This is a genomic window from Paraburkholderia sp. BR10937 (genome assembly GCF_040965695.1).
In the GTDB taxonomy this organism is placed as follows: domain Bacteria; phylum Pseudomonadota; class Gammaproteobacteria; order Burkholderiales; family Burkholderiaceae; genus Paraburkholderia.
Genome location: NZ_JBFRCL010000036.1, coordinates 1 through 13,372 on the forward strand (window position 1 = coordinate 1; position 13,372 = coordinate 13,372).

The 13,372-nt window shown below is 64.1% G+C and carries 15 protein-coding genes; 3 read left to right on the forward strand and 12 right to left on the reverse strand.

Annotated elements, in window-relative coordinates; all coding sequences use genetic code 11:
* Positions 1-277: 277 nt before the first annotated feature.
* Both AB4Y44_RS26590 and AB4Y44_RS26595 read right to left on the reverse strand, forming a co-directional pair.
* Positions 278-697, reverse strand: coding sequence for a MarR family winged helix-turn-helix transcriptional regulator (locus tag AB4Y44_RS26590; RefSeq protein ID WP_342921674.1), 420 nt, complete (start codon positions 695-697; stop codon positions 278-280).
* Positions 698-998: 301 nt separating this feature from the next.
* Positions 999-1,451, reverse strand: a complete 453-nt coding sequence (locus tag AB4Y44_RS26595; protein WP_069262125.1) for an Lrp/AsnC family transcriptional regulator — start codon at positions 1,449-1,451, stop codon at positions 999-1,001.
* A gap of 124 nt (positions 1,452-1,575) precedes the next feature.
* On the opposite strand from AB4Y44_RS26595, the gene AB4Y44_RS26600 reads away from it, so the two are divergent.
* Positions 1,576-2,202, forward strand: a complete 627-nt coding sequence (locus tag AB4Y44_RS26600) for a LysE family translocator (protein WP_342921672.1) — start codon at positions 1,576-1,578, stop codon at positions 2,200-2,202.
* Between the two features lie 32 nt (positions 2,203-2,234).
* Here the strand turns inward: AB4Y44_RS26600 and AB4Y44_RS26605 are convergent, their stop codons facing one another.
* The 6 genes from AB4Y44_RS26605 to AB4Y44_RS26630 form a co-directional block, all read right to left on the reverse strand.
* Positions 2,235-2,663, reverse strand: coding sequence for a hypothetical protein (locus AB4Y44_RS26605; protein WP_368701286.1), 429 nt, complete (start codon positions 2,661-2,663; stop codon positions 2,235-2,237).
* Positions 2,664-2,731: 68 nt separating this feature from the next.
* Positions 2,732-4,090, reverse strand: coding sequence for an epoxide hydrolase family protein (locus AB4Y44_RS26610; protein WP_368701287.1), 1,359 nt, complete (start codon positions 4,088-4,090; stop codon positions 2,732-2,734).
* Positions 4,091-4,243: 153 nt separating this feature from the next.
* The gene (locus AB4Y44_RS26615) at positions 4,244-5,179 is read right to left on the reverse strand and encodes an NAD(P)H-binding protein (protein ID WP_342921669.1); all 936 of its coding nucleotides are present in this window, start codon (positions 5,177-5,179) and stop codon (positions 4,244-4,246) included.
* Positions 5,180-5,259: 80 nt separating this feature from the next.
* Positions 5,260-6,252 carry a carbon-nitrogen hydrolase family protein gene (locus AB4Y44_RS26620; protein WP_368701288.1) on the reverse strand — a complete coding sequence of 331 codons (993 nt, stop codon included), beginning with the start codon at positions 6,250-6,252 and terminating at the stop codon, positions 5,260-5,262.
* 49 nt (positions 6,253-6,301) lie between these two features.
* Entirely contained in the window at positions 6,302-6,778 is a 477-nt protein-coding gene (locus tag AB4Y44_RS26625) for a MarR family winged helix-turn-helix transcriptional regulator (protein WP_368701289.1), read from the reverse strand.
* A gap of 365 nt (positions 6,779-7,143) precedes the next feature.
* Entirely contained in the window at positions 7,144-7,677 is a 534-nt protein-coding gene (locus tag AB4Y44_RS26630; RefSeq protein WP_368701290.1) for a 4-oxalocrotonate tautomerase family protein, read from the reverse strand.
* On the opposite strand from AB4Y44_RS26630, the gene AB4Y44_RS26635 reads away from it, so the two are divergent.
* Positions 7,670-8,773, forward strand: coding sequence for a GlxA family transcriptional regulator (locus AB4Y44_RS26635; protein WP_368701291.1), 1,104 nt, complete (start codon positions 7,670-7,672; stop codon positions 8,771-8,773). The two genes, AB4Y44_RS26630 and AB4Y44_RS26635, sit on opposite strands and share 8 nt — an antisense overlap.
* A gap of 33 nt (positions 8,774-8,806) precedes the next feature.
* Here the strand turns inward: AB4Y44_RS26635 and AB4Y44_RS26640 are convergent, their stop codons facing one another.
* Positions 8,807-9,952: a branched-chain amino acid ABC transporter substrate-binding protein gene (locus AB4Y44_RS26640; RefSeq protein WP_368701292.1), complete on the reverse strand. Its 1,146-nt coding sequence runs from the start codon at positions 9,950-9,952 to the stop codon at positions 8,807-8,809.
* A 143-nt stretch (positions 9,953-10,095) separates the two neighbouring features.
* A complete protein-coding gene (glyA, locus tag AB4Y44_RS26645; RefSeq protein WP_368701293.1) occupies positions 10,096-11,412 on the reverse strand; it encodes a serine hydroxymethyltransferase in 1,317 nt (438 codons plus the stop codon).
* A gap of 134 nt (positions 11,413-11,546) precedes the next feature.
* Here glyA and AB4Y44_RS26650 point away from each other — a divergent pair, with 134 nt between their 5' ends.
* Complete coding sequence (locus tag AB4Y44_RS26650; RefSeq protein ID WP_368701294.1) at positions 11,547-12,449, forward strand: LysR family transcriptional regulator; 903 nt, start codon at positions 11,547-11,549, stop codon at positions 12,447-12,449.
* A 168-nt stretch (positions 12,450-12,617) separates the two neighbouring features.
* On the opposite strand, the gene AB4Y44_RS26655 is transcribed toward AB4Y44_RS26650, so the two are convergent.
* Together AB4Y44_RS26655 and AB4Y44_RS26660 are read right to left on the reverse strand one after the other, a co-directional pair.
* Positions 12,618-12,833, reverse strand: coding sequence for a hypothetical protein (locus AB4Y44_RS26655; RefSeq protein WP_342921661.1), 216 nt, complete (start codon positions 12,831-12,833; stop codon positions 12,618-12,620).
* Positions 12,834-13,121: 288 nt separating this feature from the next.
* On the reverse strand, positions 13,122-13,325 hold the full coding sequence (locus AB4Y44_RS26660) for a hypothetical protein (RefSeq protein WP_368701295.1): 204 nt from the start codon (positions 13,323-13,325) through the stop codon (positions 13,122-13,124).
* Between the last annotated feature and the right edge of the window lie 47 nt (positions 13,326-13,372).

Sequence of the window (13,372 nt, forward strand, 5' to 3'; positions counted from 1 at the left end):
CGAGTGGCAGCCACCGGTTGTGGCCTGTCATCTGCACAAAGAGCGAGTAACCGAAGTCGACGAGCCGCGCATACACGACCGCGACGAGCCCCGTCGCGATGGCGCCGAGCCAGAACACGCCGAAATAGCGCCAGCGCCGATGGCTTCGCACAATCGTGCGCCGATCAAAAATGTTCGCAAATCGCATGAGTGGCCGGAGAAAATGGCATTTAAGGCACATTGTGACATAAATTGCCTTTTCCCCCGCCACAGTCCAACAGGCCCGCTCCGGGAAGGGCTAACTGCCGGCCTCGTCGAACACCCAGCCAAACGCGCCATAAATCGCCTTGTGCTCGGCCGCGAGTTCGAGCAGGAACATCTCGCCCTTGGCCGTGAGATGGACCTGCACCTGGCGGCGGTCGGCGGGGTCGGGTTTGCGCGTCACGAGCCCGGCCGATTCGCAGCGCGAGACGAGCGCCGCCGTGCCGTTCGGCGCCGCCTGCAAGCGCTCCGCGAGTTCGCCGACGGTCGCCCAGTTGCGGTCGGGAAAGCCGCATACGTGCAGCAGCAACTGGTACTGGAGCGTCGTGATGCCCGCGGCGTTGGCGATCTCTTCGGAAGCCCGCAGAAACTTGCGCAGGTCATACCGGAACGCCGACATCGCTTCGAGTTCGCGCTTGCCTGGCAGCGCGCGTCTGGTTGATTTGCCTGAATTCATGTGCGGTTCCTGATGCGTTGCCGGTCGTGCGGGGTGCCTCGCCGGGCAAACGGGTTGCGGCGGACCGGCCGTCGGGGAGGTTACCACGCACGTGCTTCCAGCCATCGGGCGCGCACCGTAGCAGTCTTTCTGTTGATGATTTCCGGTTCGTGCGTATCACTTGTCTTGTCGTACTCAAATGCGCAGTTGCACGTAGTCACGCAGCAGCGCGTTGACGTTCGCGCAAATCCAGTCAGGAGTGCAAGCAGTGCGACGAAGAAGGTTGCCCCCGCCATCGTTCAAGCGGGAACGATCGATGTGATCACAACGGAAGCGGCCGGTCCTGAAAGATGCTCTTCATCACGAGCGTCGAGGTCAGCCGCAGTACCGACGGCAGCGGTAGCAGCCGGCGATCATAGAGGGTTTGGAACGCCTTCAGATCCCGCGTGACGACATGCAGCATGTAGTCGGGTTCGCCGAACAGACGCTCCGCGCGTGTGATCTCGGGAATGTCGATGAGTGCGTCCTCGAACGATTGCACGTTCTCACTGCTGCCTTCGCGCAAAGTCGCGAAGACGATCGCGGAAAAATTCAGGCCGACCGCCGACGCATCGATCGTGGCGCGGTAACCGCTGATCACCTGCTCGCTCTCCAGCGCGCGCAGCCGTCGCTGGCATGGGGAGACGCTCAAGCCAACCCGCTCGCTCAGTTCGGTGAGTGAAATTCGTCCATCCTGCTGGATCTCAGCAAGAATTTTTCGATCGATCGCGTCCATGCGCTAAATATTAGCGTTCAGCGCCCGGAACACGCAAGACATAGGGAGCACTTTTCGCGTCCCAGGCCCTACCATTTGCGCCTTCGGGCCGGGGGCGCCCGCTTGACAGGAAGCGAGTGTAGAAGTGGAAGCAAGTTTGTTGACGGCGTTCTGGATCGTATCGATCTCGCTGGTGATGGTCCCCGGCGCGGATTGGGCGTACGTGATTTCGGCGGGACTGCGCGGCGGCGCGGTCGCACCCGCCGTTGGCGGCATGCTGGCCGGCTATCTCGCGATCACGCTGATCGTGGCAGCCGGTGTCGGAACGCTGGTGATGAGCGTCCCCGGCGTGCTTCCTGTACTGACTGCCGTTGGCGGGGCCTACCTGGTCTGGTTGGGCATCAGGACATTCATGCGGCCATCGGAGCTCGCGGTTGGACAGGCGCAGGAGGAGAGCAGCCGGTGGCGATGGTCGTTGCGCGGATTCGCGATCAGCGGTCTCAACCCGAAGGCCATTCTGTTGTTCGTCGCGCTCCTGCCGCAGTTCACGCGGCGCGATGCCTTGTGGCCGGTTTCCACGCAGATCGTGGCGCTGGGGCTATTGCACATGATCAATTGTGCGTCGGTTTACTCCGTCGTCGGCGTGGGTTCGAAAGCCATTCTGACCACGCGGCCAACGGCTGCCCGCAGGGTGAGTCAGTTGTCCGGGGCGACGATGATCGTGGTAGCGGTCATTCTGTTTGCCGAGCAGGCATTTGCTTTCATGCATTGACGGCCGCGGGCGGCTCAACGCCGCTTGCCGAACTACGCCGTCTTCATGGCCGCCGCTTCCGGTCCGCTCAGATAGTAGTCGCGGAATCGTTCGTCTACCCGCTCCCACATCAGTGCCGAAAATAGCAGCGCAGCCTCGAGCGGTCGATGGTTGATGACGACCGAGTCCGTTTCACCGTTCTCGTTTAAATGCGCGGCGACTACGGTCTCGATGGGTTGTCCCTGGATCTGCGACCGGTAGGACTCCAGATAGAGGCTGTCGCCGATTTTCCCCTTGTAGCTGTGATGCTGGAACTCATAGAGAGAAACGGCATGCCTGATCACGGCAAGGATATCGGCGCGGCCCTCGATCGGACGCTTCAGGACGGTCGCTTCCAGCGTGGCATTTTCTGCCAGTTTCGCCAGCCAGAGCGGCGGCGTGTTTTCGGGCGCCAAGACAGGCGCAGTGTCGTTGAATTTCATGTCGGATGTTCCTTCGGTTTCAGGTCGGCGCCGGAAGTCGCGTCCCGGCGCCGTACAGACGGCTCGCGCTATGACTGACGCAGCGGCCGCAAGCCCGCTCGCACCTCTTGCGCGAACAGTTGCGGCTGTTCCCACGCCGCAAAGTGGCCGCCCTTGTCGGGCCGGTTGTAGTAGATGAGGTCGTGATAGGCGCGTTCGGTCCAGCTGCGCGGCGCCTGATAGTTCTCGCGTGGGAAGACGCTCACCGCGGCCGGCACCGATACATCGGCGGCGGCCAGGAAATTGAAGTGCGACTCCCAGTAGAAGCGAGCGGCCGAGATGCCCGTGTTCGTGAGCCAGTAGAGCGTGATGTCGTCGAGGACGTCGTCGCGCGTCATCGCCCCAGCCGATTCGCCATTGACGTCGCGCCCGTATACGGCCGAGGTGAGCGCCGCAGCCGGCTGGATATAGCCGTCGCCGTGATCGAGCAGCCAGCTGGCCAGGGCGATCGGCGAGTCCGAGAGCCCATAGAGCGTTTGCGGGCGCGTGCCCTGTTCGAGCGCGTAGGCGCGCCGCGATTTGGCTGCGCTCGCAAGCTGCCCGTAGGCGTGCTTTTCGTCGTCGCTGAGACTGGCTGGCGTGGGCGAGCCGGCTTGCAGCGCCTTGGCGATTTCGGGCGGAATCGTCGCCGGGAAATTCACGTGAATGCCGAGCAGTTCCGGCGGCGCCTGCTTCGCCAACACGTTCGCGACGATGCCGCCCAGATCGCCGCCTTGCGCCGCGAACTTATCGTAGCCGAGGCGCTTCATCAGCACGACCCACGCACGCGCGGTCCGCTCGGGGCCCCAGCCGACCTCGGTCGGCCTGGCCGAGAAGCCATAGCCCGGCAGCGACGGAATCACCAGATGAAAGGCGTCGGAGGCGCTCGCGCCGTAAGCCGTGGGATTGGTCAGCGGGTCGATGATCTTGAACTGTTCGATGACCGAGCCCGGCCAGCCGTGCGTAACGATGAGCGGCATCGCATTCTCGTGCTTCGAGCGCACATGAATGAAGTGAATATCGAGTCCGTCGATTTCGGTCACGTAATTCGGCAGCGAGTTCAGCTTCGCCTCGCAGCGGCGCCAGTCATAGTCGGTCGACCAGTGGCGGGCGACCTCCTGCATCATGGCGAGCGGCACGCCTTGCGAATCGTCGTTCACGGTCTCCTTGTCGGGCCAGCGCGTGGCCTTGATGCGGCGTCGCAGATCGACGAGCTGCGCTTCGGGCACATGCACGCGCAGCGGGCGAATCGCGGTCTTGTCGCCGTTCGGTGCGGACTTGACTTCGGTGATGCCTTGCGGGGTTTGCGAGAACGCCAGCTGGCTCAGCGAGGCTGCCGCCACGGCGGCCGCGGTCGCGCCCATGAAGCGGCGGCGCGATGGCGACGGGATGAGAAAATCGTCAGACATAGGTACTCCGTTTTTCTGGTATTGGAGGCAGAGCGCATGGGGATGCTTCGCAATACCAGGCGTAGTTGTGCTGGCGCGCGCATGTGCTGCAGTTTTGCATCGCTCGCCAACGGAATTTGCGCCGGATGTTCCGGCACACAAACGTGCGTCGCATCAGGCCGACGCCGCGCCGCTCGCAAATGCCGCAGCATGGCGCGTCACGAACTCGCGCATGCCGATCGGCGCCTGACCCGTGAGCTTGCGCAGGTCGTCGGTCATGCGGTCGTAGCGGCCTTGCGCATGCAGTTCGGCCATGACCGCGAGATGCTTGGCGACGTGTGCGGTAATCCCGAGTTCGCCCAACTTCGCAGCCCATGCCTCGACGGGCACGTCGCGGTAGCGGATCGTGCGGCCCAACACCTCGGAGAAGAGGCGCGCATAGTGCTCCATATCGCACGATTCGAGGCCCGTGAGGTGGTAGACCTGACCGATATGCGGCGCCGGATTGTCGAGGATCTCCGCAACGGCACGCGCCACGTCGAGCGACGAGATCGGCGAGGTCCGGCCCTTGCCGAGCGGCAGCACGAGTTCGTCGTGCTTGCGCACGCCCTCTGCCGCAAGAAGCAGGAAGAAGCTCTCCAGAAACACCGTGGGCCGCACGGTGACGACGGGCAGACCCGACCAGGCGAGCGCCTGCTCGGCGAGCCAGTGCTGCTTCTGCTGCACGCTGTCGGTGGTTTCGGTGATGCTCATCTGCGAGACGGTCATCTGCGACATGTTCACGAACGCTTCGACACCGTGATGGCGCGCAACGGCCGCGGTATTGATCGTCGCTTCGAGATACGCGGGCGACACCGACATGCCGAAGTAGAGGCGCGAGACGCCTTCCATGGCGCGGTGCATCGAATCGAGATCGGTCAGATCGCCGAGCACGACCTGTGCGCCGAGGCGGCGCAGGTCGTCGGCGCGCGCGTCCTCGCGGCGCACCAGCGCGCGCACGCGATGGCCCTTCGCGAGCAGGTTTTCGGTGATGCTGCGGCCGACGGCGCCGATTGCACCTGCGGCGCCCGTGACGAGAATCGGACGGTCATGCTGGGTTTGAGTGGTCATTTCGCTTACCTCTTTCGTAACACTAAAGAGTGTATATACACATTTAAGGAGACACAGTAGCCAGAGCGGATGCAGCTCCCTCAGGCAACGATCGTACGTGGTTCCTCGCTGTCGTTTCCGGTCGCCGCAGCGGCGTGCTGCACACGTTCGTGAACGTTCGCCGTGGGCGTGCGGTCGATCCGCAGGCTGAGCAGTTCCGGACGGTTGTAGTGGCCGGCCGCGTCCATCAGCATCTTGCGACGGTCGATCAGCGAGAAGTCGAGGTCGGCGATGACTTCGCCTTCGCCCTCGCGCAGCGGTTCGCCGATCAGCGAACCGTCCGGCGCGACGATCGTGGTGAAGCAGCCGCCCGAGATCGGCCCGATCGCGCAGCCCGTGTCCTTCATGATCTGCGCCTGCTGGTCGGCGTCGAGCCACGCCGTCGCGTTCACGACGAAGGCGCCGGATTCCAGCGCGTGCTGGCGGATATTGATTTCCATGCGTTGCGCGAAGCCTTCGCCGAAGGCCGAGCCCGGATACATGGCCGAATGGATCTGCTCGCCGTCGGCGATCATCGCGTAGCGCGCGAGCGGGTTGTTGTGCTCGAAGCAGGCGAGCTGGCCAATGCGGCCCACCTTGCTGTCCACGGCGCGCAGGCCCGAGCCGTCGCCCTGGCCCCAGATCATGCGTTCGAAATGGGTGGGCGTGATCTTGCGGCGGCGCTGGATCAGCGTGCCGTCGGCGTCGAAGAGCAGTTGCGTGTTGTAGATGGTGCCGCCATCGCGTTCGTTCACGCCGATGGAGACGACCATGCCCGCCTGCCGTGCCGCTTCGCCGATCGCATCGGTGGCGGGCGAGGGCACCGTCACGGACTGTTCGAGCAGGCGCAGATGCTCGGTGCCCGCGAGCAACTGCATGGGCGTTTGCACCGCGGAAAAGTACGGGTAATACGGCACCACGGTCTCGGGGAACGTGGCGAACTGCACGCCCTTGCGGCCGAGTTCGAGAATCTTCTGCACGACCTTGGCAACCGTTGCCTCGCGGCTGTAGAGCACGGGGCTGATCTGGACGGCGGCGGCTTTGACGACTTTCATTACAGGCTCCTGATGGTGTTGCATATGCAACATTGACGACGAAAAAAATTCAGATGGTGACTGACGACAGATCCGCCGCGATGTTCATGAGCGCGCTCGCGCCTTCCAGGCCGAGCACGCCGGCGGCACGCTGCTGGGCGGTGGACCACGCGGGCCCGGCGGTCTGAAGCAGGGCGCGGCCCGCTTGCGTAACCGAGAGCGCACGGCTGCGGCCGTCGCCGCCAGGTTCGCCATCGGCGACCCAGCCATGCGCGATGAGCGGCTGCAGGTTGCGCGTGAGCGTCGTGCGGTCGTGATGATTCTTGCGCCCGAGCGCAGCGCGGCTCAAGGGGCCGTACTCCGCGACGAGCACGAGCAGCGAAAGCTGCGATGAGCTGATGCCGAGCGGGCGCAGCGCCTCGTCGTAAAGGCCGGTCAGCACGCGTGCGATCTGCCGGGTGCGCGTCAGCAGGCAGTGGCGGGCAATCTGCGCGCTCACGTCGGCCGATAGTTCGGTGCTGCACGGAACGGTTTCGATACAGGACATGCTTCGCGACTCCAGGGTTCGTGCGGGGCGGTTCGCCCGGTTGACGTATTGAAGCGTGCCGATGTATCCCGCACGTGTCCGTCGGCCGCCTCAGTGTATGTGCATGTTTCCACTTTGCGGCCAGATACATGGCGATACAAAATCGGCGCGGGGTCGCCAGGAACGGCGCGCCACACGCACTAGCCCGGCATCCGCAACATTCAGACGATTGAGACAGGCGCGCCGGCCCGAACGGCGCGGTGGCTTCGGGATTTGGCGGCGTGGCGGACGGCTCGTCGGCGGCAGGCGCCGGTGCGGCGACGGTTTCGTCCCGGCAGGACACACCCGGGCTCGGTCCGGTCTACGCGCATTAACGATGCTTGCCGTTACTCGTCAGCGTGCCCCGTGGATGCCGCGTCGAGCGCTGCCGCGAGCGTGGTACGCGCTGTTTCGCGGCGTCGGCGCGCGAGTCGCGCCGCGCCCACGTCGCGTTCGGCCTCGCCTTCGAGCAGGGAGTGAATGTCGGGCAACGTCCAGATGCTGCCGCGGCTGCCCCACGTGCCGTCCGGAATCTCGGTCGGGAAAACCCATACGCGCGGCGCCACGTCTTCGAGGGGACGGTTCTCGGCGCGGGCCACGGCTTCGGTCACGGCCCTGACGAGCGCTTTGCGGGAAGCATCGGTGTACTGACCTTCCGGTGCCGAAGGAACGATGCGGTAGCGCGGCAGCGGCGAGCGTTCCCCGGCGACATAGACGGCGGCCGGCCGATGCAGATAGAGCACGGTCACGCCCTGCGCGATCCGGTTGCCGGGATCGTAGCCTTCCGCGTGGATCAGAATGTTGGTGAGTTCCTTGACGAGCCCGGCTTCGGCTTCGGGTGTCAGGGCGTCTTCGGGCCACAGTGCGTCGATCATGGGCATGGCGCTACTCCGTCGATCAGGTGTTGGGATGGGGCGATCATGCGGCTTTACCGGCCAGCGAGGAAGTGGCAAGATCGCCATTATTGAAGGCATATCGGACACGCCAATGATCACGATCCGCATCTGGGTTTACGACGGTATTCTGGCCTCCGGCGTGGCCGGCCCCATCGACGTTTTCAACGCCGCCGATCAACTGGCGGCACGCGGGGGCCATGGTGTGCGGCGTTTCGCGTGGCGCGTCGAATCCCTCGACGGGCAGCCGGTGAGGGCGGCGTCGGGCCAGACCATCGCGGTGGACGGCAAGATCGACGGACGCAAAGGCGCGCACGCCATCCTGCTCACGGCGCCGTTTTTCGCCGACATGGACGAGTTCATTGGACACCGCGAGCGGATCGACAAGCTCTCGAGGGCGCTGCGCTGCCAGCACAAGGCAGGCGCCGTGCTGGCGGCCTACTGCACAGGCAACTATCTGCTTGCCGAGGCGGGCCTGCTGGACGGGCGGGTCGCCACCACGCACTGGGCGAAGGCGGCCGATTTCGCGCGCCGCTATCCGGCCGTCGAGTTGCGGGCCCGCGAGGTCCTGACCGGGCAGGACCGCATCATTTCCAGCGGCGCGGTCACGTCATATCTCAACCTCGCGATACGGCTCGTGGAAGTACTCGCCGACGAACAGCTTGCCGCCGTGACGGCGAGATCCTTGCTGATCGACGTCAATCGGATTGATCAGGCATCCTATGCGACGCTGGTCGACGAGCACGGTCACACGGATCCCCTCATCGCCCGGGCGCAGCGGCGCATGGAAGCAACGATCGCCGAGGGGTTCCGGTTAAGCGAGCTTGCCACGTGGCTCGCCGTGAGCGAACGGACGCTGAACCGCCGCTTCAAGCAGGCCACGGGCCTCGCGCCCCTCGAATATCTGCAGAATCTTCGCATCGAAGTGGCGAAACAGTTGCTCGAATCCCGGCCCATCGCGCTCGAAAACCTCAGCGACCGCGTCGGTTACGCCGATCCGGGTTCGTTTCGCGTGCTGTTCAAGCGTAAAACGGGTCTCTCGCCGCGCGAGTATCAGTTGCATTTCTCGCGCGCGTCCCGCTAAAAGCATCGCGCCGGGCCGCGATGCGGTCGTGGCTCAGTGCTGGACACCGAGGCTCTCGCGTTTGCCGTCGTTGAACGTGTACAGGGTCAGCGTTGCATTCTGCAGATCGCCCTTCGAATCGAAACGCGTCTCGCCGATCACGCCCTTGTAGTCCGTCTTCTTCAGATACGCCAGATATTTCGCCGGATCGGACGAACCGGCCCGCTTCATCGCGTCCACCAGAATCATGATGGCGTCGTACGCGTAGGGCGCGTAGATCACGACGTCCTGTCCATACTTTTCCTTGAAGCGCTTCCTGAAGTTGTCCATGCCGGCGACGTATTCCGGCGTGATGCCGCCCGCTTCGGCGCAGATCACCTGCCGGCCGGACAGCGACGCGCCCGCGAGGCTCGGCAGTTCGCCGGTACAGATGCCGTCGCCGCCCATGAATTTCGCGGTCATGCCGAGTTGCTGCATCTGCTTGATCATCGGGCCGCCTTGCGCGTCCATGCCGCCGTAGAAGACGACGTCGGGATTCGTTCCCTTCACCTCCGTCAGGATGCCGTGAAAGTCGGTCGCCTTGTCGTTCGTGTACTGGCGGGAAACGACTTTGGCGCCAGCCGCCGTTGCCGACTTGACGAACTCTTCCGCGATCCCTTCGCCGTACGCGGTGCGGTCGTCGATCACGGCAACGCTCCTGGCGTTCCACTTCTGAACCGCGTACCGACCAAGCACGGAACCCAGCTGGCCGTCGTTCGCGACGAGGCGGAAGGCGGTGTCGAAACCCTGCAGGGTATATTTCGGATTGGTCGACGACTGCGAGATCTCGGGGATGTGCGCGTCGTAGTAGATCTTCGATGCGGGAATCGTCGCGCCGGAATTGAAGTGGCCGACCACGCCCTTTACGCCGGCATCGACGAGACGCTGTGCCACCTGCGTCGCCTGGCGCGGATCGCCGGCGTCGTCTTCGACATCCAGCTCGATCCTGACTTTCTTGCCGCCGATAACAGGCGGGTTGGCGTTCAGATCGTCGACTGCCATCCGCGCGCCCCGTTCAACGTCCTTGCCAAGGTTCGCATTCTCGCCAGTCAACGGTCCAGCGAAGCCCAGCTTGACCGTGACCTCCTGTGCATAGGCGACTCCCATTCCGAGCGACACGACAGCACTGCCGACCGCGATGACAGATTTCAAGCGTTTCATTGCCGTTCCTCCAACCTTCGATTAGTGTCTCGAAACATACCTATGCTTCGGCATCCGAAGCATATTGGCGAGTTCGGATGCCTGAGCCGATTGCGAGCGGATCTACCTCTGCCGCCGCATATTCGGGCACTCGCAGGTTCCCTTCAGCGCAGATAGTGCAGTCGGGAAAACTGTCGGCGATATTCACTCACGGCAGGCGCCACCTCTTCGGGCGAATTGCGGCGCAGCAGAACGTCGGCGATGAAGCGGGCGAGCCGTGGCATGTCGTCGGCGGCCATGCCCCAACGAACGAGTTCGGGCGTGCCCATCCGCAGGCCGTTGACATCGCCGTCGATTTCGGGGAGCGGCAAACCGATACCACACGAGAGAATGTTGGCTCGCCTGAGTAACTTCGCCATCGTCTGGCCGCCGCCGAACGCGTGCGCCTCGATCGCGAACTGATGCGACGTGGTCACGCCGCGGTCGCGTGCGAACACGGGGAGACCTTCTTCCACGAGCGCGGTCGCGAGGGCCTTGGCGGTTTTCACCATCCCGGCGGCGTACTCGCGGCCAAACGCCTGCCAGTCGAGCATGGTCATGGCGATCGACGCCGACTTGCCCGCGTCGAAGTTGGCCGTCAAGCCAGGATAGGCGATGGCGTCGAGCTTGCGGGCAAGCGCCGCGTCGTTGGTCACGATCAGTCCACCCGCAGCACCCGCGAGGCTCTTGTAGGTGCTCATGGTCATGAGATGGGCGCCCTGGGTGAGCGGCTGCTGCCACGCGCGGCCCGCGACCAGGCCGCACAGGTGCGCGGCATCGTAGAGCAGCACCGCGCCGACTTCGTCGGCAATCGCGCGCACTTCCTCGACCGGATGGGGAAACAGGTTGAGGCTCTGGCCAAGTGTGATGACCTTCGGGCGCATCCGCAGCGCATCCTCGCGCAAGGCATTCAGATCGACCGTGTAGCGCTTCGCATCGAATGCCATCAGATACGGCTTGACGCCGTACATGCCGGCGGCACCGTTGACGTGGTGGCTGAAGTGGCCGCCGACCGTGGCAGGTGGCACGAATACCGTATCGCCCGGTTTCGCCGCCGCGACGTAGGTATAGAGATTGGCCAGCGCGCCAGAGGCGACGCGAATCTCCGCAAAGCGCGCGCCAAATACCTGCGCGACGAGTTCGGCGGCGAGCACTTCGATCTTCTCGACGCCTTCCAGACCCATTTCGTATTTGTCGCCGGGATAACCCAGCGACGGACGCGAGCCGACGCCAGCGGCCAGCAACGCTTCCGCCTTCGGGTTAATGGCGTTGGTCGCCGGATTCAGGTTGAAACAGTCGCGCTCGTGGATGACACGATTTTCTTCGACGAATGCGAGCAGGTCCCGCTCGTTTTGCTCGAGACTCTGTGCGGCAAAGCGCTTCACCAGCGATTGAACGTAATTTTCCGCCTCGCGCGGAACCCAGGGGCGAGCTTCCAGCATGATGACTTCCTTGTCGATATGTAGCCGTGGAACCCATCGTAGGTGGTGAATTTAATCACGTATACTTATCGTTTTTTGTGTAATAGATTAGAAATTCTGTTGAATTACTCGCTGTCCGACCGGGGGTAGACACCATGGAAGTGGGCCGCCTGCGGGCGCTGCTGGAGCTGGCGAGGCGTGGCACGATTGCGGCTGCCGCTGAGGCGCTGTTCCTCACGCCATCGGCCGTATCGCAGCAGATTGCCCAGCTCGAAGAGGAGGCGGGCGTCGAACTCACGGAGCGCGTCGGACGCGGTGTCCGGCTCACTGCCGCGGGGCAGGCGCTGGTCGGTTACGCGGAACGGGTCATGGTCGTGCTCGACGAAGCGCGCTCCGAACTGGCCGTGCTGCGCCGGGAAATCGCGGGCGAACTGCGGGTCGCCGCGTTTCCTTCGGTCGCGTCGGCGCTGCTGCCGGACACGGTCAAGGCATTGCGGCAAGTCTTTCCGCGCCTCGAGATCATCCTGGAAGAGATGGAGCCGGTCGACGGGCTCTCGGCGCTGCGTTCCTGGCGAGCGGACATCGCGTTGATCGACGATCTGTCGCTCGTCGTCGGCGACAAACAGGAAAGCGTCGGTGTCGTGCCGCTCGCCGAAGACGTGCTGTCGGTGGCGCTCGCGACAACGCATCCGCTGGCCAGCAAGCCGTCGCTGAGCGTGGCCGACCTCAGGCATGAAGCTTGGGCGATCGATTCGACCTCGAGCGTGTTCGGCGACTTCATCGCCAATCTATGCCGGCGCGCAGGGTACGAACCGAAGATCAACGCGAAATGCCGCGGATTCGAAGTGGTCGGCGCCATGGTGGCGTCCGGGTGCTCCGTGTCGATCGTCCCGGGGCTACGGCTGGTGCGCCCGCCTGCGGGCGTCGCATGGGTGAAGCTGAGGCCGGAGGTGCACCGCAAGATCTACGTGGCGTTTCGGCGCGGCGAACGCAACCACCCAGCGATCAACGTCTTCGTCGAGGAGGTGGTCCGCACGGCCGCACGTCTGATTGGCTAGTCCGGCAGTGGTGGACCGCGAAGCTCGTCCGGTGACGCGCGTCACCACGACTCCGGTGCGGTGACCACGCATCGGTTTTTTCCTTGCCGTTTCGCTTCGTAGCGCGCACGGTCGGCGAGCCGAAACGTTTCGGGTACACCCAAATCGTCGACATCGATGAGCAATAGCCTAGCCAAAGCGGGCATCGAGCCATTGCCGTGCCCAGTTCTCCGCAAAGGCAATCGCATCCTCGCGCGCGTCGAATCCCGCGAGATCGCCGCTGGAGTGGACTTCGCACTCGCTCCCATCGATACGGCTGGTGCTGATGCGCGCGTGTGCCATGTATTCCCCATCCGCCCGGCGTGGCGTTGGATCGATATGAAACCGGTCTGGATCTGAACGCATAGTTCGCTCCCTGAATCCCAGTGAAGAATCCGCACGCCGTCCGGGTCTTCGGCCGGCGGCATTCGTGGTCTGCGATGGAGGAGGGCGGCGCGATCCCTGAGAAGTGGCAGCAGGAGGAGCGGCGGGATCGGTCGCAGTCGACGGATGTTTTCATACTACGCCCCCGCCTTCATTTGTACAGCGATAACTGCTCGTGCGAGGCATATACTGGGGTGGTCGCGGTGCCAGCCTTGCCATTCGTTGCGGCCGATTGCGGCGAATCCGGAGAGGGGCATCATGAACGACCCATCAGCCGAGGAGCTCGAGCTTCTTACCGCAGACCTTCACCTCGCGGAAGCTCGCCACAGGCTGGCGGTGCTCACTGCATGCGTCCAGCGTCAGCGGGATCACGGCACCGCCAGCGTGGCAGGAGAAGATTTGCTTTGCGTCATGCGCGACGTCATGCAAACCATGACGCTGCACCGCGAACTGCTCAGACGCGAGGTCGCGCAACAGCGCAGCCTTTCATGCGGAGGGCGCGGACGGTGGCCGGCGGGCTA

Bases quoted from the DNA above. Each gene is read 5' to 3' on its own strand.
- AB4Y44_RS26620 (WP_368701288.1), bottom strand. From the start codon at position 6,252: ATGAAAGTCGTCAAAGCCGCCGCCGTCCAGATCAGCCCCGTGCTCTAC.
- AB4Y44_RS26625 (WP_368701289.1), bottom strand. From the start codon at position 6,778: ATGTCCTGTATCGAAACCGTTCCGTGCAGCACCGAACTATCGGCCGAC.
- AB4Y44_RS26605 (WP_368701286.1), bottom strand. From the start codon at position 2,663: ATGAAATTCAACGACACTGCGCCTGTCTTGGCGCCCGAAAACACGCCG.
- glyA (WP_368701293.1), bottom strand. From the start codon at position 11,412: ATGCTGGAAGCTCGCCCCTGGGTTCCGCGCGAGGCGGAAAATTACGTT.
- AB4Y44_RS26640 (WP_368701292.1), bottom strand. From the start codon at position 9,952: ATGAAACGCTTGAAATCTGTCATCGCGGTCGGCAGTGCTGTCGTGTCG.
- AB4Y44_RS26650 (WP_368701294.1), top strand. From the start codon at position 11,547: ATGGAAGTGGGCCGCCTGCGGGCGCTGCTGGAGCTGGCGAGGCGTGGC.
- AB4Y44_RS26615 (WP_342921669.1), bottom strand. From the start codon at position 5,179: ATGACCACTCAAACCCAGCATGACCGTCCGATTCTCGTCACGGGCGCC.
- AB4Y44_RS26630 (WP_368701290.1), bottom strand. From the start codon at position 7,677: ATGCCCATGATCGACGCACTGTGGCCCGAAGACGCCCTGACACCCGAA.
- AB4Y44_RS26635 (WP_368701291.1), top strand. From the start codon at position 7,670: ATGGGCATGGCGCTACTCCGTCGATCAGGTGTTGGGATGGGGCGATCA.
- AB4Y44_RS26610 (WP_368701287.1), bottom strand. From the start codon at position 4,090: ATGTCTGACGATTTTCTCATCCCGTCGCCATCGCGCCGCCGCTTCATG.
- AB4Y44_RS26590 (WP_342921674.1), bottom strand. From the start codon at position 697: ATGAATTCAGGCAAATCAACCAGACGCGCGCTGCCAGGCAAGCGCGAA.
- AB4Y44_RS26655 (WP_342921661.1), bottom strand. From the start codon at position 12,833: ATGCGTTCAGATCCAGACCGGTTTCATATCGATCCAACGCCACGCCGG.
- AB4Y44_RS26595 (WP_069262125.1), bottom strand. From the start codon at position 1,451: ATGGACGCGATCGATCGAAAAATTCTTGCTGAGATCCAGCAGGATGGA.